Source organism: Solimonas aquatica (genome assembly GCF_900111015.1).
GTDB classification, from domain to species: domain Bacteria; phylum Pseudomonadota; class Gammaproteobacteria; order Nevskiales; family Nevskiaceae; genus Solimonas; species Solimonas aquatica.
On sequence record NZ_FOFS01000005.1, the window covers coordinates 109,365 to 128,192 of the forward strand.

Below are 18,828 nucleotides of genomic sequence, written 5' to 3' on the forward strand. Positions count from 1 at the left end.
CGACGCCGCGCGCTGCGCTTGGATTCGTTCCGGCAAGCCGCTATCGTTGCCGGCCTTTTTCATCAGCGCGCACGAAACATGAGTCCCGAGCAAGTCCGCCAGTCCATCCTGCAGACCATCGCGGTGGAGATCAGCGCACAGGCGCGACAGGTGCAGGCGGCGGTGGAGCTGCTGGACGAAGGCGCCACCGTGCCCTTCATCGCGCGCTACCGCAAGGAAGTCACCGGCGGGCTCGACGACACGCAGCTGCGCAAGCTGGAAGAGCGCTTGGGCTATCTGCGCGAGCTGGAAGACCGCCGCGCGGCAGTGATCGAATCGATCCAGAGCCAGGGCAAGCTCAGCGAGGAACTGGAAGCCAAGCTGCGCGCCGCCAGCACCAAGGCGGAAGTCGAAGACCTGTATCTGCCCTACAAGCCCAAGCGCCGCACGCGCGCGCAGATCGCGCGCGAGCTGGGCCTGGAGCCGCTGGCCGATGCGCTGCTGGCGGATCGCAGCCTGGTGCCGGCCGAAGCCGCGCAGGCTTATGTGCAGGGCGAGGTGGCCGATGTGAAGGCGGCGCTGGACGGCGCACGCGACATTCTCATGGAGCGCTTTGCCGAAGACGCCACGCTGCTCGGCCGCCTGCGCCAGTATCTGCGCGATCACGGCGTGCTGCGCTCGAAAGTCTTCGAAGGCAAGGAAGAAGCCGGCGCCAAGTTCTCGGACTACTTCGATCATCGCGAGCCTTATGCCAAGGTCGCCGGCCATCGCGCGCTGGCGATGATGCGCGGCCGCAATGAAGAAGTGCTGATGCTGGAGATCGAGATCGATGCGGACGACGCCTCGCCGCTCAAGCCCATCGAGCGCATGATCGCGGAGTCGCAGAACATCCGCGTCAACGGCGGCGCGGCGGATGCCTGGCTGCTGGAAGTCTCACGCTGGACCTGGCGCGTGAAGCTCTCGCTGACGCTGTCGGTGGACTTGATGATGGAACTGCGCAATCGCGCCGAGGCCGAGGCCATCGAGGTCTTCGCCAGAAACCTCAAGGATCTCCTGCTGGCCGCGCCGGCGGGCTCCAAAGCCACGCTGGGCCTTGACCCTGGCATCCGCACCGGCGTGAAGGTGGCGGTCATCGACGGCACCGGCAAGCTGCTGGAAACCGCCACGGTCTATCCCTTCCAGCCGCGCAACGATGTGCGCGGCGCGCAGGCTGAACTCTCACGCCTGATCAAGAAGCACAGCATCGAACTGATTGCCATCGGCAACGGCACCGCCAGCCGCGAAACCGAAAAGCTGGTGGCCGATCTGCTGGCGCTGCTGCCCGAGCCCAGGCCGCGCAAGCTGGTGGTGAGCGAGGCCGGCGCTTCGGTGTACTCGGCCAGCGAAACCGCGGCGACGGAGTTTCCGGATCTGGATGTCTCGCTGCGCGGCGCAGTGTCGATTGCGCGGCGCCTGCAGGACCCGCTGGCGGAGCTGGTGAAGATCGATCCCAAATCCATCGGCGTGGGCCAGTACCAGCACGATGTCGATCAGTATCGTCTGGCCAAGTCGCTGGACGCGGTGGTGGAAGATGCGGTGAACGCAGTGGGCGTGGATCTCAACACCGCCTCGGCCTCGCTGCTGGCGCGCGTCTCCGGCCTGGGCGGCAGCCTGGCCGACGCCATCGTCTTCTATCGCAATCAGAACGGTGCCTTCGCCAGCCGCAAGCAGCTGCTGGAAGTGCCGCGCCTGGGACCGAAGACCTTCGAACAGTGCGCGGGCTTTCTGCGCATCCGCGAAGGCCATGAGCCGCTGGACGCCAGCGCCGTGCATCCCGAAGCCTACGATCTGGCGCGGCGCATCGTGCAGGCCTGCGGCCGCGAACTCAAAAGCCTGATGGGCGATGCCAAGGCCCTGAAGAGCCTCGACGCCCAGCAGTTTGTCGATGCGCGTTTCGGCCTGCCCACGGTGCGCGACATTCTGGCCGAGCTGGAAAAGCCCGGCCGCGATCCGCGCCCGGAGTTCAAGACCGCGCAGTTTGCCGATGGCGTGAACGAGATTGCGGACCTGAAGCCCGGCATGATGCTGGAAGGCACGGTGACCAATGTCGCCGCCTTCGGCGCCTTCGTGGACATCGGCGTGCATCAGGATGGTCTGGTGCATGTCTCGCAGCTTTCGGATCGTTTCGTCAAAGACCCGCGCGAGGTGGTGAAGGCCGGCCAGATCGTGAAGGTGCGCGTGGTGGACGTGGACGTGAAGCGTCAGCGCATCGCGCTGTCGATGAAGAAGGACGATGGCAGCGCCGCGCCGATCTCGCGCAGCGGCGATGCCCGTCCGCCGGAGCGCCGTGGCGGCGGCCGTGCCATGAACAAGCCCGCCGCGCCGGCCCTGCAAGGCTCGCTGGGCGCGGCGCTGGCGGATGCGCTGAAGGGTTCGCTGAAGAAGTAAGGCTTGGCGTCGACGGGGCGCAGGCCCGGTGGTTTATGCGCTGCGCGCTAACCCGCCCTGCGACCTGCTGAATGACGCCGATGCTCAGCGGCTTGTGTAGCCCGGATAAAGCGCAGCGCAATCCGGGGCTGTTGATGGCGGCGGGTGATGCGTCCCCGGATTGCGCTGCGCTGCATCCGGGCTACGCCTGCTGCGCGAGGGCCTGAACCTCTCAGCTGGTGAGTTAGCGCGCAGCGCGCTACCCACCCTCGCAGCGCGCTGAATCCCACTACAAGCCCCGTCTGCGCGCCCGAGTCACAGCACCAGCCGCAGCCACTCATCCTCGATCCAGCGCCGCAACAATCCGGCGGCGCGCGGCGCCAGTTGTTCTTCTTCATGCCAGGCACGCAGCTGTTCGCAGAACGCGGCGAAGTTCAGGCCCTCGCGCAGCGCCGGCAGCAAGGCCGCTTCTTCCGCTTCCAGCGCGCGATAGCGCACGCCGTAGGCGCGGCGCCAGATGGCCCAGGCTTGCGGGTCTTGCGCCTGCAGGTCCGGCGCCGCCGCACCCGCGTCCACCGCCTCGCGTATCGCGGCGAGGTTCCAGTGCAGGGTCTGGCTGTGCACATGCGCGGCCAGCTGCAGCTTGAGCTGCGGCCACTGCGCGGCGCTCAGGTTCGCGACATCGTCGATGCGCAGCAGGGGCTGATCCTCGGCATCGAAGGCCAGGGTCAGGGTCCATTCCAGCGCCGCCATCTGCGCCAGCGCCGGCTGCTGCGCCCAGCGCGCATCGCGCGCCAGAAAGGCCGACAGGCCTTCGCCGTACCAGCGCACATTGCGATGCGGCGAGGGCTGCGCCTCGATGTAGTCGCGCAGCAGCGTGTCGAATCCGGATTCACCAGTGAGTGCGCGCAGGCCGCCATGCTCTTCGGCCAGCACCTCGATCAGACGCAGGCGATAAGCCTCGTGATAAACGCGCAGGCGGCGCGCGGCATCGTCCTGGTCCTGCGCCTGAACCAGTGCCCGCGCTTCTTCGCCGCGCAGGATGTGCGCGGCAAACTGGCCTTGCAGGCCGGCCAGCGTGCTCATGCCGCCCGCGCCTTCCGCGCACCGGCGATGCGTCGGGCCTCGTCCAGCTCGCCCAGCAGCTCCGCCAGCGGCGGAATCTCGGCATCGCGTTCGATCATGGTCGAGACCTCGCCGAAGCGGGCGCAGGCCTCGGCGTACAGCGCCCACACCGGCGGCGGCACGGGCGCATCGTGGGTGTCGATCAAAAGCCCGCCCTGGCGGCTGTGGCCGGCCAGATGCAGCTGCTGGATGCGCGCGGCGGGCATGGCGCGCAGATATTCCAGCGGGTCGAAACCGTGGTTGTGGCTGCTGACGTGGATGTTGTTCACGTCCAGCAGCAGCAGGCAGTCGGCGCGCTGCGCCAGCTCGGCCAGAAATTCCCACTCGCTCATTTCCGAGCTGCGGAAGTTCACGTAGCTGGAGACGTTCTCCAGCAGGATGCGGCGGCCCAGCAGATCCTGCACTTGCTGCACGCGCGCCGCGACATGGCGCAGCGCTTCTTCGGTGTAAGGCAGCGGCAGCAGATCATGCAGATTGTGTCCGCCGGCGCCGGTGAAGCAGAGGTGATCGGACACCCAGGCCGGCTGCACCCGATCGATCAGTGCGCGCAGCTGGCGCAGATAGTCGCGATCCAGCTCATCGACGCTGCCGATGGACAGCGAAACGCCGTGCATCACCATCGGATACCGCTCGCGCAGTCGCGTGAGGTAGTGCAGCGGACGGCCGCCCGGCACCATGAAGTTCTCGCTGATGATTTCCAGCCAGTCCACACGCTGCGGCTCACGCAGCAGGTCTTCGTAATGCGGTACGCGCAAGCCCAGGCCGAAGCCGAGAGCGGGATAGCGCAGGCGGGTGTTCATGATCTTGCCCCGGATGGACCGTGCCCGGCCACGTCGGCCGGGCACGGCACCGAACCCTTACTTCTTGGCGGCGTCCTGCGCGGCCTTGCAGTCCTTCTCGCTCTTCTGCTCGGTCATGCCTTCGCCCTTGCAGGCGTTCTGGCCCTTGCAGCTGTTGTTGCTGTTCTTGCAGGCGCTGTGGCCCTTGCAGGCCGTGGAATGCTCGCACTTGACCGTGGCGTCGGCGGCCTGCGCCAGCGTGGTCGCGCCCATGGCGAAGAAGCCGGCGGCGGCGGTGGCGAGGGCAATTCCGGTCATCTTGGCAGTCTTCATTGGTTCATCTCCGAAAGCATTGGTGGTGATACGACCTGGCGCACGGCGCTCATGCCGGCGACGATGCGCATATTCTGCGTCTGGCCGGCCGGCGTCTGTGCCCGGGCGTGTGCAGCTTATGCCCGAACGTTCCGGAACGCGCGGTCATAAGGCGCATACGCACAGACATAGGCGCGGCCGGTCGGCATTCCTAGCATGCCGGCCTGGACTTTATGCCAATGGAGAGACGCCATGCTGAGCCGATTGCCGATACAAGCACTGCAGCTGACACAGAAACTGGACTGGCTGGCGCCGCTGTTGCTGCGCCTGTTCTTCGGCTACTTCTGGCTGGAGACGGGCCTGGCCAAGGTGCAGCACCTGGAGGGCTTCACGCAGCGCTTCGTGGAATGGGGCATTCCGTTCCCGGCCTTCAGCGCCGGGCTGTCGGCCTGGACCGATCTGATCGGCGGGGCGCTGATGATGCTGGGCCTGTGCACGCGCCTGGCGATGATTCCGATGATCATCAACATGCTGGGCGCCGTGGGCCTGGTGGTGATTCACAACATCAGCGATCTGGACGGCTTCGTGGAAACCGACGAGCTGCTCTACATCGTGATTTTCTTCTGGCTGCTGATGGCCGGCCCGGGCCGCGCGAGTCTGGATGCGCTGCTGTGGCAGCGCCTGCAGCCCCTGCCCGCCGCCGCGCGATGAAGGCGTCGCCAGGACGCCCGGTTCACCAGGGAATCTTGGCCACCGCCACTTCGCGGCGCTGCAGTTCCTGCTCGATGGCGTCGGCGAGACGACGCCATTCGCTGCTTTCGCGCACGCCGTAGATCTTGCTGGCGCTGGAAGGCAGCTGGTCGTCGATGCTCAAGGATTTCAGTACGCCGTCGTGCATCATGACGAGGCTGTTGGTGCTATGGCCCTGGATGGGTTCGTGCATGAGACTTCCCCGAGTGAAAGATCCTGCCGATGGCGCCTTGCTTGCTGCGCGGCTAAGGTAGCCGAGCCCGGCAGGCGGCTCAATTGCGCCGTATCAATGCGGCGCGGCGATGCCACTGTGCAGGCGCGACCATGACAGAATCATGACAAGACCGGGGTGAATCCCGGTTCGCGGCCGGGACGCGCTAAAATGCCGGGTTCGTCCTGCTTCTTGGCTCCTTTATGCCGCGTTCTTCGCCCCGCGCCCGTTCCGCCAAACCTGCCGCCGCGCCCAAGGTGGGCTTCGTGTCCCTGGGCTGCCCCAAAGCCCTGGCGGATTCCGAGCGCATCCTCACCCAGCTGCGCGCCGAGGGTTATGTCACCTCGCCCAGCTACGAGGCCGCCGATGTGGTGGTGATCAATACCTGTGGCTTCATCGACGCCGCCGTGGAAGAGTCGCTGGACGCCATCGGCGAGGCCATGGCCGAGAACGGCAAGGTGGTGGTGACCGGCTGCCTGGGCGCCAAGTCCGAGGTGATCCGCGACAAGTTTCCCGAGGTGCTGTCGATCACCGGCCCGCAGGATTACGCCGGCGTGATGAAGGCCGTGCACGCGGCGGCACCACCCGCGCACGATCCCTTCATGAACCTGGTGCCGCAGCAGGGCATCAAGCTCACGCCCAAGCATTACGCCTATCTGAAGATTTCCGAAGGCTGCAATCACAAGTGCAGCTTCTGCATCATCCCCTCGATGCGCGGCAAGCTCGCCTCGCGGCCGGTGGCCGAGGTGCTCCGCGAAGCCGAGCGTCTGGTGAAGTCCGGCGTGCAGGAACTGCTGGTGATCTCGCAGGACACCTCGGCCTACGGCGCAGATCTGAAGTACGCGAGCGGCCGCTGGCGTGATCGCGACTACGAGACGCGCATGCTGGGTCTGTGCGAGGGCCTGTCGGAGCTGGGCGCCTGGGTGCGCCTGCACTACGTCTACCCTTATCCGCATGTCGATCACATCATTCCGCTGATGGCGCAGGGCAAGGTGCTGCCGTATCTGGACGTGCCCTTCCAGCATGCCTCGCCCAAGGTGCTCAAGGCCATGAAGCGTCCGGCCGCCGCCGAGGACACGCTGGAGCGCATTGCCGCCTGGCGCAAGATCTGCCCGGAGCTGGCCATCCGCAGCACCTTCATCGTCGGTTTTCCCGGCGAGACGGAGAAGGATTTCGCGCTGCTGCTCGACTGGCTGGAGGAAGCGCAGCTGGATCGCGTGGGCTGCTTCCAGTACTCGCCGGTGGAAGGCGCGACCGCCAACGCCCTGCCCGGCGCGGTGCCGGATGAGGTCAAGCAGGAACGTTACGAGCGCTTCATGGAAAAGCAGCAGGCGATCAGCGCTGCGCGCCTGCAGCGCAAGATCGGCCAGACCATCGAAGTGCTGGTGGACGAGGTGCACGAGGATGCCGCCAGCGTCGCGCGTTCGGCAGCCGATGCGCCGGAGATCGACGGCAAGGTCTACATCCAGGGCAAGCTGCGGCCGCTGCCCGGTCAGCGTCTGAAGGTGAAGGTCGTGGACGCCGACGAATACGATCTGTTCGCCAAGCTGGCTTGAGCATCCGCGGCGCCGCGAGCCGTCGGCGCCGCTTCCGCACATCGCGCATCGCTGGCCTGTTCCGGGCATGGCATCGCGCTTCGCATCTCGCCGTTGCCGTGATCACGGTCACATCATCATAGTGGCCTGCCTATCATCTTTCGTGTAAATGTCCATGCCCCCCGTCATGGATTTTTATCCGGGAGCACCATGGATTCGGCACCTGAAGCTTCCGAGGTATCGCTGCAAATCGGCGAGTGGATCGTACGAAACGATCTGCTGCGCATCGAATCGGCCTCGGGCCACGCCCTGCTTGAACCGCGGCCGATGCAGTTACTGCTCTATCTTGCGGAACGGCCGTTCCGGGTCATCGCCCCGGATCAGCTCCTGGCCGACATCTGGGGTGGCACCTTCTACGGCGACGCGCCCCTGCAGCGCGCAGTGGCGATGCTGCGCCGCGCGCTCGGCGACTGCGCAACCGCGCCGCGCTACATCCAGACCGTGCGCAAGCGCGGCTATCGGCTGATCGCACCGGTGTGCCGTGATGCGCCGCCCGGCGCAGGCTTCGTCAGGCACCCGCCCGAGCCTCGGTCACACTCGGCGCGCGACGAGGCGCCATCCTTCGCTCGCAACCGGCTGCTGGCCGCCGCAAGGCGCGCGCTTCTGAAGCAGGCCGGCGCGCCGCACAACGTGGTGCTGATGCTGGGCACGGATGCCGGCGGCCGCTCGTCGCTGATGTACGCCGGCCTGATTCCCCTGCCGCAGCAGCGATACGCGCAGGACGGCCTGCAAGCCACGGCACTGGCACAACTCGATCTGGAACTGCCGCGCGAACCACGCACGTCCGGCAGATCGGCACTGCGCGGCGCGCGCGCGCATCGTGCGGCTGCGGTCCGCGATGGCGACAGCACCGCCGCCACCGCCCGCCGTCACCGGTTGCTGCTGACACTCGGTCGCACCGAACAGCTGAGCAGACCGCAGGATCCGCAGGCCATGGCCTGTTTCGCGCAAATCCTCGACACCCTGACCCGCCCGCCGGCGCCGCCGCTGATCCAGGCGCCGGGCAGCGAGTGCTACCACGAGCTGCCCTGGGCGCTGCCGCTGCTGCCCGACTGAACCCGGACGCAAGAAGCATCTGCCTGCCACGCCTGTGGCCGGGCGCCTTCGCCGTGCCCGTCAGCAGTCCATCGCGATAGAAGCCGGTGCGCATCGCGCACGCGGCGGGATTTCATCATTCAGGCCGCGTTTTTCCCCGACCACACCCTTGCCGCGCGGCGCCATGCGGACGCCCTGACGGACCAGGCGGCCACTGCGCGATCAAAGCCGGATTGCATGCCGATCGCGGCGCGGTTTTCCGTCAGCGCCGCCGATCTTTTCCCAGGGCAGCCACCTAGCATCCCGCCGTAAGCCAGAGACCCAAACCGCCCTGGCGAATTCAGGCGAACCGGAAGTGTTCCGGGTCGATCCCCATTCCGCACTTGAAGGAGAAGCACATGGCATACCCGACCGCAGTGAACGATCAGATCACGGATTCCGTCACCCAGGCCAACACCAAGGTTCTGGGCGATGCGCCGGCGATCGCGATGGGCAATCTGTTCCAGGCCACGGCGCAGGCTCTGGCCAACGCCGCGCACAACGCCACCAACGCGCAGCAGCAGAGCTACGTGACGGCGCAGGCCGCCACCACCATGGGCGTGGCCACGCTCTACTCGCTGGATACCGCGTCCACCGGTGTCGCCACCAAGGAAATTCTGAGCACCGGCGTGAAGGGTCTGGGCTAAGCCTCCGCACCCGGTCCGCCGGCGGCGTCGCCGGTGGCCCCCTGAATCCGCAGCAAGGAGTTCGACATGGCCTTTCCAACCGCAGTCAACAGCCAGATTACCGATTCGGTAACGCAGGCCAACACCAAGGTGCTGGGTGATGCGCCGGCGATCGCGATGGGCAATCTGTTCCAGGCCACGGCGCAAGCCCTGGCCAACGCCGCGCACAACGCCACCAACGCGCAGCAGCAGAGCTTCGTGACGGCACAGGCTGCCACCACCATGGGCGTGGCAACCCTGTACTCGATCGACACCGCGTCCACCGGCGCGGCGACCAAGGAAGTCCTGGGCGCCTGATCCGCATGCGGATCATCGTTCCCGTTCCTGATCGCCCAGCCGCCCGGCCTCGCCATCCGTAGGAGCCAGCCGCATGGCCTTTCCAACCGCAGTCAACAATCAGATCACCGATTCGGTCACGCAGGCCAATGTCCAGGTACTGGGCACGTCTCCGGCGATCGCGATGGGCAATCTGTATCAGGCCACCGCGCAGGCGCTGGCCAACGCCGCACACAACGCGACGATGGCCCAGCAGCAGATGTTCGTCACCGCGCAGGCCGTCACCACCATGGGCGTCGCGCTGCTGTACTCGCTCGACACCGCCTCCACCGGGCTTTCGACCAAGACGATTCTCGGCGGCGGCGGCTGACCCGCCGCGGCAGGCGGCCCGTCCGCCGGCAGCGGCAAACACCGTTCAACTTTTTAAAGGAGTCATCACATGGCATTTCCAACCGCGGTCAACAGCCAGATCACCGACTCGGTGACGCAGGTCAACACCAAGGTCCTCGGCGACGCCCCTGCCGTCGCGATGGGCAATCTGTTCGTCGCCACCGGCCAGGCGCTGTCCAACGCCGCGCACAACGCCACCAACAACCAGCAGCAGTCCTACGTGACCATGCAGGCCTCCACCACGCAGGCGGTGGCCACGCTGCTGGCGGTGGATACCGCGTCCGCCGGCGTCGCCACCCGCGAAGTGCTGGGCCTGGTCTGAGCACGGCGCGCGCAATGTTCCGCCTGCCGCCAGCGCCGTTCGCGCCCTGGCGGCAGGCGGTAAACCCAAGGGCTGCCGCGCCTCGCGCAGATGCCCGCTAAAAGCGCCGTGGCCAGTCTGGTGGCGCCGACGCTCGGCGGCACGCTGCTGAGCATCGGCATCGCGCCATCGCTGGCGATGGGCATGAGCTACCTCGCCATGGCCGACAGCATCGGTCTGGTGATGGGCAATGCCGCAGCGGCGCAGCAGCGCGGTCAGGTGCTCGCACAGGCGGCACTGGCACAGACACTGGCTTTGATCATCGGCAAAGGGAGTACAGGAAAATGAACGACAGCGGCACCGTCAACGCACAGATCATCGACTCGGTCACCGGCGTGACCACGCTGATCACCGGACAGTCGCCTTCGCAGTCCTTCGGCATGCTCGATGCCGTGCTGCTGGAAACCCTGGGCATGGCGATGCACAACGCCGTGACGCGCCAGCAGGGCGCCGGCCTGATCAGCTCCGCCGCCGTCACCGCCGCCTGCGGCAAGATGCTCAACGCGCCGTTTCCCATCCAGGTCTCGCCGCCACCACCGGCGCCGCCGGTGCCGCCGGAAGTTAATCCGCTGCCGACGCCGCCGGCGCCGACACCCACGCAGGCCACTGTCATCGCACAGGCCAGCGCCGAGGCCGAGCAAGGCATCGCCACCTTGAAGACTGCCGAGCAGACGGCGGCCGCCAATGCCGCCGCCGCGCAGGCCAGCCTGCAGCAGCTCGCCGGCAGTGCCGGCGGCACCGCCGCCGCGAGCAGCGGCACGAACACGCCTGCCTCCGGCACCAAGCCCTGAGCTGATGCACCGCCGCGGACCCACTCCGAGAACCCGCCATGTCTGACAACACCAAGGTCAACGCGCAGATCATCGATGCCATCAATCAGGTGCAGATGGCGACGATGGGCCCGCAGGTCGTACTGACCAGCGGCGCCGGCAAGGCGTATCAATCCGTGGCGCAGTCCACGGCCATCGCCGTGCAGGACGCCACCGATGCGCTGCGCAACATCAGCACCATCGCAACCACTGCGGCGGGCGTGGCGATGGCGCAGTACCTGGCCACCGGCGACCAGCGCTTTGCCACCATCATCGGCACCGCGCAGAGCATGGTGAGCAAGGCCACGGAAGACTATGGCGCCATCGGCGCCGCAGCCGCGACCGTCCTGAAAGGCTTTCCTTCCGGCTGAGGTCCGCGCTCATGGCCATCCTCCTTGCCCGGCAACATGTGCGACATCTCGGCGAGCTGTCGCATCGCGCCCAGCTCGTGCTGCGCCTCATCGACGGCGGCGTGCAGTGGCTGCACTGGGGCTGCAGCCATCCATCCGCCCGATACGAATTCAGCGACGAGACCGCCTTGCTGGCCGCCGTGCAGCAGGGCCTGCATGCCACGCGGCTGTGCCTGCTGCCGCAGCTGCAGCTGAACGTCAGCCCCGTGAAGCTGATGACCCTGCACCACAACGAACTCAAGGCCCTGGCCGATGCCGAGCAGAGCGGCAATATCGCCGCGGTGAAGGATCTGCTCACCCGTCACCAGCTGCTCGTGCATGCCGATCTGGCCGGCGTCGCGGCGTTTCTTGAAGGCCTGGGCGTGGCCGACGCTGCGGTGTTCGACGCGGTGGACTTCAATGACCGGGTGGCGCTGCATGCCCTGCAGACCAGCGCCGCCTCACCGCTGGCAAAAGAGGCCGCGTCCTTTGCGGTGCACCAGGGCCGCACACCGATCGAGTTCGCGGACTACTACGACAGCTATCTGAGCCTGGCCGCCAAGCTGGGCGCGCAGGCCGGCACGCCCGAGGCGCGTGGCCATCTCGCCGATCAGGCGCTGGCCACGCTGCTGCCGCTGCTGTTCGACGCGCTGGACTGCCCGCAGGTCAACGGCCTGGTGGCACCGGGCGAGGTGGGCCGCGTGGTGCACGACTGGGTGCGCGCCGGCCGGCTGCTCGGCTTCGAGCGCGCCTCCGACGGCGTGCGCCAGCTGGTGCTGCACAGTCCCTACACCACACAAAGCGGGCACGAGGCACGCAGCATCGTGCGCCATTACCTGGAGTCGGCGCGCTCGCTGCTGGCCTCGGCGCGCGCGGAACACGGCCGCCTGGGGCAGGACGGCGCGTCCTGCACCTTCAAGCTGCAGTCCGGCCACGAACAGGCCGAGCTGCATCAAAGCAGCGCCGGCGTGATCTGCCTGCGCAGCTTCCGGCGCGGCGCGACCCCGGCGCCGCCACCCGCCACCCCGAATCAGGGCGCCTGACGCCCGGGAGATGCGCATGAGCAACAGCAAGAGCGATCCGAGTGAAGGCGGCGCCGCACCCATCAATCCGACGGCGGCGATCGAACAGCAGCGACAGCGCGTGCGCGAGACCATGGCCGCTGCCGACAAGCTGGTCCAGCAGTCGATGGCCGCGGCGCAGAAAGCCCTGCAGGCGGTGATGACGGACAAGCCGGCCGAGCAGGCCTCCGCCGCCGTGCAGAAGGCCGTGCAGGCGACCGAGACTGCGGTGAAGCAGGCCGAGCGCAGTGTCGATGCGCAGATCAAGCAGGCCGAGCAGAGCATCGTCAACGCCTTGCAGCTCGCGGCCAAGGCGCAGGGTGCGGCACAGCCCGATTCCGTCGCGGCCTCGGACCAGGGAATTCAGCGCAACGAACAGACGCCGGCGCCAGCCCAGGCCACGCCGGCCGCCGGCGAAGCGAACTGAGCGCGGACATCGATCAGCGGATCTCATCATCATGAAAAGCCAGCTGCCGCACGACAAGATCAAGCACGTGGTGGTGCTCATGCTGGAGAATCGCGGCTTCGATCATCTGCTGGGCTGGCTGTATGACGACAAGGCCAATCGCCCACAAAGCTTTTTCGGCAACGCCAAGGACCGTCGCGATTTCCTGGGCCTGTCGACGCTGAGCGCGGAACAGCTCCAGGCGCTGGCCAATCCCTTTCCCTCGCCTGAAACGCCGCCGGCGCTGCCCCGCAAGGGCGCGCGTGCGCCCAAGACGCCCGCCTACAACCCGGGCGAAAGCTTCACGCACATCATGAATCAGATGTGGGGCACGGGCCTGGAAGCGGCGGACTGGAAGGACGCCGAGACGCGCCAGAAGCTGATCGCCAAACTCGGCCAGCAGGGCAGCAAGCCGCCGCCGATGACCGGCTACATCCTCGACTTCGACCAGGATGTCTATCACCAGACCGGCAAGCGCCTGGGCGGTGCCGAGCTCAGCGAGATCATGGACACCTACGCGCCCGAGCAGCTGCCGGTGCTCAGCGGACTGGCGCGCTACTACGGCCTGTCGGACGAGTGGTATTGCTCGGTGCCGAGCCAGACCAACACCAATCGCGCGTTCTCGATGGCGGGAACCTCGCGTGGCTTGGTCACCAACAGCTTCTACGATGCCTTCGCCAGCACCATCAATCCGCTGCAATACGGTTTCAACAAGGCTTCCGGAGGCTCGCACGCCGATGCGCTGCCCGCCTCCACGCGCAGCCTGTTCGAAGTGCTGTCGCAGTTCGACATCGGCTGGACGGTCTACTGGCAGGACAACTGGCCGCCCAAGGACATCTCGCTGGGCCGGCAGTACCAGTATGTGAAGACGATGTTCCCGCAGCTTGCCGATCCCTCGTATCAGAAAAATTTCGTGCAGTTCGACAGCGATGATCCGGGCAACGCCTTCTTCACCGCCGCGCGTCAGGGACGTCTGCCGGCGGTCAGCTGGGTGGAGCCGAAGTGGGGCGGTGGCGCGCAGTGGGACACCATCAAGCGCGCCGTCGGCAACGACTACCATCCGGTTTCGGACACCACCGTCGGTGAAGACTTTCTGATGAACGTCTACACCGCCATCGCCGATTCGCCGAGCTGGAAGGACACGCTGCTGATCGTCACCTTCGACGAGAACGGCGGCACTTACGATCACCTGGTGCCGCCGGCAGCGAGCCCTTCCTTCAACGATCGCGTGCCGCTGGGGCCGGACGCCGTCGGCAAGCAGGACATGGATGCCGCGACGCGCACGCAGTTCGGCTTCAACTTCGATCAGTTCGGCATCCGCGTGCCAACCCTGCTGATCTCGCCGCGCATCGCACCGTCCAGCATCTTCCGTTCGCCGCAGCCGACGCCCTTCGATCACACCTCGATCATCGCCACCGTGCTGAGCATGGCCGGCATCGGCCGTCAGTACTGGCTGATGGGCGAGCGCGTGGCGCAGGCACCGACCTTCGATTCGGTCTTGCTCGATGTGCCGCGCGAGATCGCCAGGCCCGCCGAGGCCTTGAACATCCCCACCCAGCTGTATCGGCGCGATGCCCGCGACGATGATGATCGCCCGCCGCTGCTCTACGAACAGAAATACCTGGTGCGCTATATCGGCGATCCCTGGTACGCGCAGTCCGGGGCGCGCTATCTGAGCGTTTCGCAGTCGATCAAGGGCCTTTGGTATCCCACGCTCACCGACAATCCCGCCAAGGCCGTGTGCTTCCAGCTGTCTTCGCCGTGCAGCGACCCGACGTACGGGCCGGTGGCGAATATGTCGAAGCTGCTGCTGGTGACCACGGAAAGCGCCTGGATCGGCCTCAAGCTGTTGTGCGCGGACCCGGTCGTGTCCTGCGTTTACTACGGCCGCGATCCGCAATATGGCGGCTGTCAGTGGCAGATCCGCATGCTGTCCAGCCGCGATCCGCAACGCACGGTGCGGGAGGGCGACTGGGTCTACTTTCTGAGTCAGCTGCAGCCGGCGGCCTATCAGAGCGTTTCCGCGCGCACCACGCCGGATCCTTTGCAGCGCCTGCTGCCGTATCCGGACGATCCCAACTATCTCAGCACACGCGGCGGCGAATGGGCGCTGTGGCAACTGCTGGCGGCCGGCGATGTGAACAATGTCTGAGCACGACTCCCCAAGGCACGCCGCCATGGCGATAGCGAGCAGCCCTCATGCCTAGCCTGCGCATGGTCACCTGGAATTCCGGCGGCGAGGCCGACGGCCGCGGCGCGCAGCTGGCGCTGTCGGTGAATGCCATCAACGGCACGGCGCCGGCCGTGAAGCTGGTCGCCATTCAGGAAGCGCGTGTCGGCATCGTGCCGCCCGGCAGCATCTATGCACAGCTCACCGGCGGCGCGGCACCGTTCGCGGGCTTCGTCAATCCACCCGATCATCCACGCGAACTCAATCCCGGGGCGCAGCCGCTGGCGGTGGGCGTCAACCGCTCCTATCTGATCGGCTGGGACCCGACCGGCGGCGGCCCGGTGTCCGCAGGCGCTGCGGCGCTGATCTCGCTGGCGCCGGCGCTTGGCAACGGCGTGGAAGGCTATATCAACGGCCTGGCGATCAGCGCCGCCGCCAAGAACAATCTGCGCCAGGCGGCGCGCAACATCCGCGCGCCGGTGCGCAAGGTGATGACCATCACCATCGGCGTCGTCGTGCACACGATTTATTTCTACACCTGGCACGCCGAGCTGCAGGCCAACTGGCTGGCGGCGAGCTGGGCGACGCTGGGCATGCTCGCCAATCCTTTCGCCGGACCCGGCATGTATCCGGCGTTCGAGTTTTTCCAGAACTCGAATCAGTACACGGCCGATCTCGCCGCACTGACGCCCAACGATGTGCTGATCGTCGCCGGTGATTTCAACATCACGGCCGCCGACGTCAACAACAACGCCGCGCTGTTTCCCAATTTCGTTGGTGCGTCGAGTAATCTGAGCCACATCCTGGCGTTCAGTCCGAACGCGATGGGCGCCAACCAGGCGGTGCTGGCCCAGCAGGCGCATTACGTCACGCCGTATCCGCCGCACGCCATTCTCACCGCTGAAGTGCAATGGTGAACCGGAGCCACGATGGAGATTCGTAATCCCAGCGGCGGCGCGGCTGCCAGCGCGATTGCCGTATCGCGCTCCGCCAGCTATCGCCTCTATGATCTTCCCGATGTTCCCGGCAGCGTGCTGTGGTCGCTGTCGGGCGACACGACTGCGGTGACGCTCAAGCGCAAGCGCGACGAGAACGAGGTGTCCCTGGCCGCCGCTGCGCAGCCCAGTGCGCAGGTCGGCGCCACTACGCTGACCGCCACCTTCATGCCTGCGGACCATGGCCCTTCCACTTCGACCAGCCTGACGATCACGGTTTTCGCCGCCGCGATCTGCAATCTCGATCCCAGCCTGGCGCCGAGCCAGCTGCTGGGCGTGGGCAACCGCGCGCGCTATGCGGCGGCAGCGGTTCCGGCGGTGAGTCCGGTCAGTGCGAGCTGGTCGCCGGGCGACAGCGGCAATATCGCGCTGCTGGGCGTCGACGCGCAGGGCACGGCGGAAATTCTCGGCCAGCAGGCGGGACAGACGCCGGCACAGCTGACGCTGACGCTCAGCTGCGCCAGTCAGGATGCCGTGGCCGTGCTGCCGATCACCGTGCTCGGCCTGCGCGCGGCCCTGTACGCGGACGACGAGGCGGCCATCGAAGCCGGCCCCTTGCTGGGCGTGGGCGAGGTCCGCGTCGCGCGCGCGCAGCTCGTGCCGGCGCAGGCACAACTGGGCACGGCGACAGCGCAATGGCGCTGGAGCTGCAGCAGTGGCCTGCAGATCATGGGCGATGCCAACGCCGCCGCAATCAGCTTCGTCGCCAATGCCGCCGGGCCCGCCTGGGTGGAGGCCCAGCTGAGCATCGCCGGCAGCGTGCTCAAGGCGCGGCAGGAATGCATTGCCTTCGGCGTCGCCATCGTCAGCGAGCAGGGCAGCGCGCCAACGGCGCTGGCGGTCGGCGCCAGCGCAACGCTGCAGGCACAGCTGCAGCCCGATTGCGAAGAAGCACAATTCTTCTGGACCGGCAGCGGCAACGTGGCCTTGCGCAGCGAAGGCGCGAGCGTGATCGCACGCGCCGTCAGTCCCAGCAGCAGCGAAGGTGCCGATGGTCTGGGCGTCGTGGCGGTGATCGGCGATGCGCAGACGCAGGCCGTGATCCCGCTGACCAGTTATGCGGTGACGATTCTGTCCGGCGACCAGCAGCCGCCGCCGACCACCATCGCCGTCGGCGCCCAGCAGACGTACAGCGTCACCACCAACCCCGCCTTCGGCGAACCGCAGATCCGCTGGAGCCTGCAGGGCGAGGCGGCCGGCATCGTCGGTTCCAGCAGCGCCTCGCAGGTGCAGCTCTATGGCGTGCGCAACAGCGAGAGCAGCGGCGATCTTTCGCTGGCGGTCTCGGTGAGCCCCGCCGGTACGCCGGGCGACAGCCCGGATGCCGCCCTGGCGATCACCGTCGGCACGCCGCGCTACCGCTGAACCAGCTCAGCCGCTGCGGCGAAACTCGCGGGCGCTGCAGCCGACGATGCGGCGGAAACTTTTTTCGAAGTGACTCAGATCGGCGAAGCCCACGCTTCCGGCGACTTCAGTGATGCGCTTGCGGACATTGCCACTCAGGATCTCCTTGGCCTTGTGCACGCGGATGCATTGCAGGAAAGGCTTGAAGGCGATGCCCAGCTCGCTGCGAAACAGATACGTCAGATGTGAGGGACTGACATGCGCCTGCGCCGCCAGCTGACCCAGCGTGATCGACTGCATGTAATGCTCACCCAGATACAGCAAGGCGCGCCGCAAGCCGTCATGCAGCGACTTCAGCGCCCCGGCGTCGCCGGCGACGGCGCAGCGCACCCAGCGCTCGGCCGCCGGCAGCTCGGGAGCCTGCTCGTCGATGTCCCGCGTCTGATCCTGCCGCAGGCTGCAGGCCGGCACCCGCAGCTGACCGGCGACCCATGGCGTGTGCTGCAGGATGTCGGCCTGGCCGATGGGTCCGCCGTTGCTCATGACCGCGAGCCTGGCGATGACGCGTTCCAGCTCGAACAGGTTTTCCGGCCAGCGATGCGCCTGACAGGTCGCAATCAGCGTGTGGGAAATCTTCTCCTGCGCCTCGAAGCCATGACGCAGGAGAATCGCGCGCACCAGTGGCGCGATGTCCTCGGGCCGCTGCCGCAGCGGCGGGATCACCAGGCTGAGAAAGTCCAGCTCCATGAACAGCGCGGCCGAGAACGCGCCTTCCTGCACGAGCTGCGCGAGATCCGCAGTGCTGGCGGCGATGATGCGCACATCGGCCATCTGCGCGCCACCGAGCCATTGCGCCAGATGCGAGTGCATGAACTGCGGCAGCTGTGCCTGCAGGGCGGGCGCCAGCTGATCGATGCCGCTGAGAAACAGCGTGCCGCCCCTGGCCCTCTGGAACCATTGCTCGGGCGTGCCAAGCGGCTCGGCGCAATTGATTTCGACAAAGGCCCGCTCACGCAAGGGACCGTAGCCATGAATGGCCGCGGCCAGCATCGCCTTCTCCGTTCCCGGCTCACCGCTGAGCACCACCGGCAGACGGCTGTGGCTGGTGCGCTCGATGAACTGCTCCATCTCCAGCAGCGGCTGGCTGGAACCCACCAGCCATAGCGCGCGCCCGAGCCTTTGTTCCGACCAGCGCTGGAATTCGCAGCGACGCACGAGCTTTGCACAGCGCGACAGAAACGCGCGCCAGATCTCCAGCTCGGCCTCGTCGGGCGGCTGCGGCCAGCCCAGACGCAGCTCGCCGGTCTCGCGGCCCGCGTCCAGCACGCACACACAGTCCGGCCCTTGAGATGGCGCGGATGCGCCAATCGCGCGCTCGTCGCCGGGGCGCGCTTCGGCGGCGCGCACGGCATCATCGACACCCGTCGCGGGCGCGCGGGCGTCGCCCGTCTTGCGCAGGGATGCGGCATCCGGCGCCAAGGCGATCTGCCAGTCCTGCCCTTGGCGATGCAGGCGCACGCTGCCGAATGCCTCCAGCCTGAGCTCCACCTCCCGCAGCGACGCGCCTTGCGCCAGCCGGCAGAGCGCTGCGGCCAGCCGTCCCGGCAGCTGGCTGTGATGCAGACAGCCATCGAAGAGATCTTCGTTCACGGACATTCTGGCCGTCGGCAT

General features: G+C 67.1%; 21 protein-coding genes. 16 read left to right on the top strand and 5 right to left on the bottom strand.

Annotated elements, in window-relative coordinates; genetic code table 11:
* Window positions 1-78 precede the first annotated feature (78 nt).
* Window positions 79-2,406, top strand: a complete 2,328-nt coding sequence (locus BMY12_RS07630) for a Tex family protein (protein ID WP_093284121.1) — start codon at window positions 79-81, stop codon at window positions 2,404-2,406.
* A gap of 294 nt (window positions 2,407-2,700) precedes the next feature.
* Here BMY12_RS07630 and BMY12_RS07635 read toward each other — a convergent pair whose 3' ends face one another.
* The 3 genes from BMY12_RS07635 to bufA2 are packed head-to-tail and all read right to left on the bottom strand — an operon-like array spanning window position 2,701 to window position 4,622.
* Window positions 2,701-3,471 (bottom strand): HvfC/BufC N-terminal domain-containing protein, encoded by a 771-nt coding sequence (locus BMY12_RS07635; protein ID WP_093284124.1) that lies wholly within the window; start codon window positions 3,469-3,471, stop codon window positions 2,701-2,703.
* Window positions 3,468-4,310 (bottom strand): MNIO family bufferin maturase, encoded by an 843-nt coding sequence (gene bufB / locus BMY12_RS07640; RefSeq protein WP_093284127.1) that lies wholly within the window; start codon window positions 4,308-4,310, stop codon window positions 3,468-3,470. The genes BMY12_RS07635 and bufB overlap by 4 nt, the downstream gene beginning before the upstream one ends.
* A 57-nt stretch (window positions 4,311-4,367) precedes the next feature.
* Window positions 4,368-4,622, bottom strand: coding sequence for a BufA2 family periplasmic bufferin-type metallophore (bufA2, locus tag BMY12_RS07645; protein WP_093284129.1), 255 nt, complete (start codon window positions 4,620-4,622; stop codon window positions 4,368-4,370).
* A gap of 231 nt (window positions 4,623-4,853) precedes the next feature.
* Between bufA2 and BMY12_RS07650 the strand changes: the two genes are divergently transcribed.
* Window positions 4,854-5,312 (top strand): DoxX family protein, encoded by a 459-nt coding sequence (locus BMY12_RS07650; RefSeq protein ID WP_218140121.1) that lies wholly within the window; start codon window positions 4,854-4,856, stop codon window positions 5,310-5,312.
* A 22-nt stretch (window positions 5,313-5,334) separates the two neighbouring features.
* On the opposite strand, the gene BMY12_RS07655 is transcribed toward BMY12_RS07650, so the two are convergent.
* Window positions 5,335-5,544, bottom strand: coding sequence for a hypothetical protein (locus BMY12_RS07655; RefSeq protein ID WP_093284134.1), 210 nt, complete (start codon window positions 5,542-5,544; stop codon window positions 5,335-5,337).
* Between the two features lie 221 nt (window positions 5,545-5,765).
* Between BMY12_RS07655 and rimO the strand changes: the two genes are divergently transcribed.
* The 14 genes from rimO (at window position 5,766) to BMY12_RS07720 (ending at window position 17,178) form a co-directional block, all read left to right on the top strand.
* Complete coding sequence (gene rimO / locus BMY12_RS07660) at window positions 5,766-7,118, top strand: 30S ribosomal protein S12 methylthiotransferase RimO (protein ID WP_093284137.1); 1,353 nt, start codon at window positions 5,766-5,768, stop codon at window positions 7,116-7,118.
* 189 nt (window positions 7,119-7,307) lie between these two features.
* Window positions 7,308-8,213 carry a winged helix-turn-helix domain-containing protein gene (locus BMY12_RS07665; RefSeq protein WP_093284139.1) on the top strand — a complete coding sequence of 302 codons (906 nt, stop codon included), beginning with the start codon at window positions 7,308-7,310 and terminating at the stop codon, window positions 8,211-8,213.
* Window positions 8,214-8,590: 377 nt separating this feature from the next.
* Window positions 8,591-8,878, top strand: coding sequence for a RebB family R body protein (locus BMY12_RS07670; protein WP_093284575.1), 288 nt, complete (start codon window positions 8,591-8,593; stop codon window positions 8,876-8,878).
* Window positions 8,879-8,944: 66 nt separating this feature from the next.
* Entirely contained in the window at window positions 8,945-9,214 is a 270-nt protein-coding gene (locus BMY12_RS07675; RefSeq protein ID WP_093284142.1) for a RebB family R body protein, read from the top strand.
* Between the two features lie 73 nt (window positions 9,215-9,287).
* A complete protein-coding gene (locus tag BMY12_RS07680; protein WP_093284145.1) occupies window positions 9,288-9,563 on the top strand; it encodes a RebB family R body protein in 276 nt (91 codons plus the stop codon).
* 69 nt (window positions 9,564-9,632) lie between these two features.
* Window positions 9,633-9,905, top strand: coding sequence for a RebB family R body protein (locus BMY12_RS07685; protein ID WP_093284147.1), 273 nt, complete (start codon window positions 9,633-9,635; stop codon window positions 9,903-9,905).
* A 90-nt stretch (window positions 9,906-9,995) separates the two neighbouring features.
* The gene (locus BMY12_RS07690) at window positions 9,996-10,232 is read left to right on the top strand and encodes a RebB family R body protein (RefSeq protein ID WP_093284151.1); all 237 of its coding nucleotides are present in this window, start codon (window positions 9,996-9,998) and stop codon (window positions 10,230-10,232) included.
* Entirely contained in the window at window positions 10,229-10,735 is a 507-nt protein-coding gene (locus BMY12_RS07695; RefSeq protein ID WP_093284153.1) for a RebB family R body protein, read from the top strand. Before BMY12_RS07690 ends, BMY12_RS07695 begins: the two co-directional genes overlap by 4 nt.
* 38 nt (window positions 10,736-10,773) lie before the next feature.
* Window positions 10,774-11,124, top strand: a complete 351-nt coding sequence (locus BMY12_RS07700) for a hypothetical protein (RefSeq protein ID WP_093284155.1) — start codon at window positions 10,774-10,776, stop codon at window positions 11,122-11,124.
* Window positions 11,125-11,135: 11 nt separating this feature from the next.
* On the top strand, window positions 11,136-12,185 hold the full coding sequence (locus BMY12_RS07705) for a hypothetical protein (RefSeq protein ID WP_093284158.1): 1,050 nt from the start codon (window positions 11,136-11,138) through the stop codon (window positions 12,183-12,185).
* Between the two features lie 16 nt (window positions 12,186-12,201).
* Entirely contained in the window at window positions 12,202-12,630 is a 429-nt protein-coding gene (locus BMY12_RS20260) for a hypothetical protein (protein ID WP_177188893.1), read from the top strand.
* 31 nt (window positions 12,631-12,661) lie between these two features.
* Window positions 12,662-14,800 (top strand): alkaline phosphatase family protein, encoded by a 2,139-nt coding sequence (locus BMY12_RS07710; protein WP_177188894.1) that lies wholly within the window; start codon window positions 12,662-12,664, stop codon window positions 14,798-14,800.
* Between the two features lie 47 nt (window positions 14,801-14,847).
* Entirely contained in the window at window positions 14,848-15,735 is an 888-nt protein-coding gene (locus tag BMY12_RS07715) for a hypothetical protein (RefSeq protein WP_143068883.1), read from the top strand.
* Between the two features lie 12 nt (window positions 15,736-15,747).
* Entirely contained in the window at window positions 15,748-17,178 is a 1,431-nt protein-coding gene (locus tag BMY12_RS07720; RefSeq protein ID WP_093284165.1) for a hypothetical protein, read from the top strand.
* Window positions 17,179-17,184: 6 nt separating this feature from the next.
* Here BMY12_RS07720 and BMY12_RS07725 read toward each other — a convergent pair whose 3' ends face one another.
* A complete protein-coding gene (locus BMY12_RS07725) occupies window positions 17,185-18,807 on the bottom strand; it encodes an AraC family transcriptional regulator (RefSeq protein WP_177188895.1) in 1,623 nt (540 codons plus the stop codon).
* Window positions 18,808-18,828 lie beyond the last annotated feature (21 nt).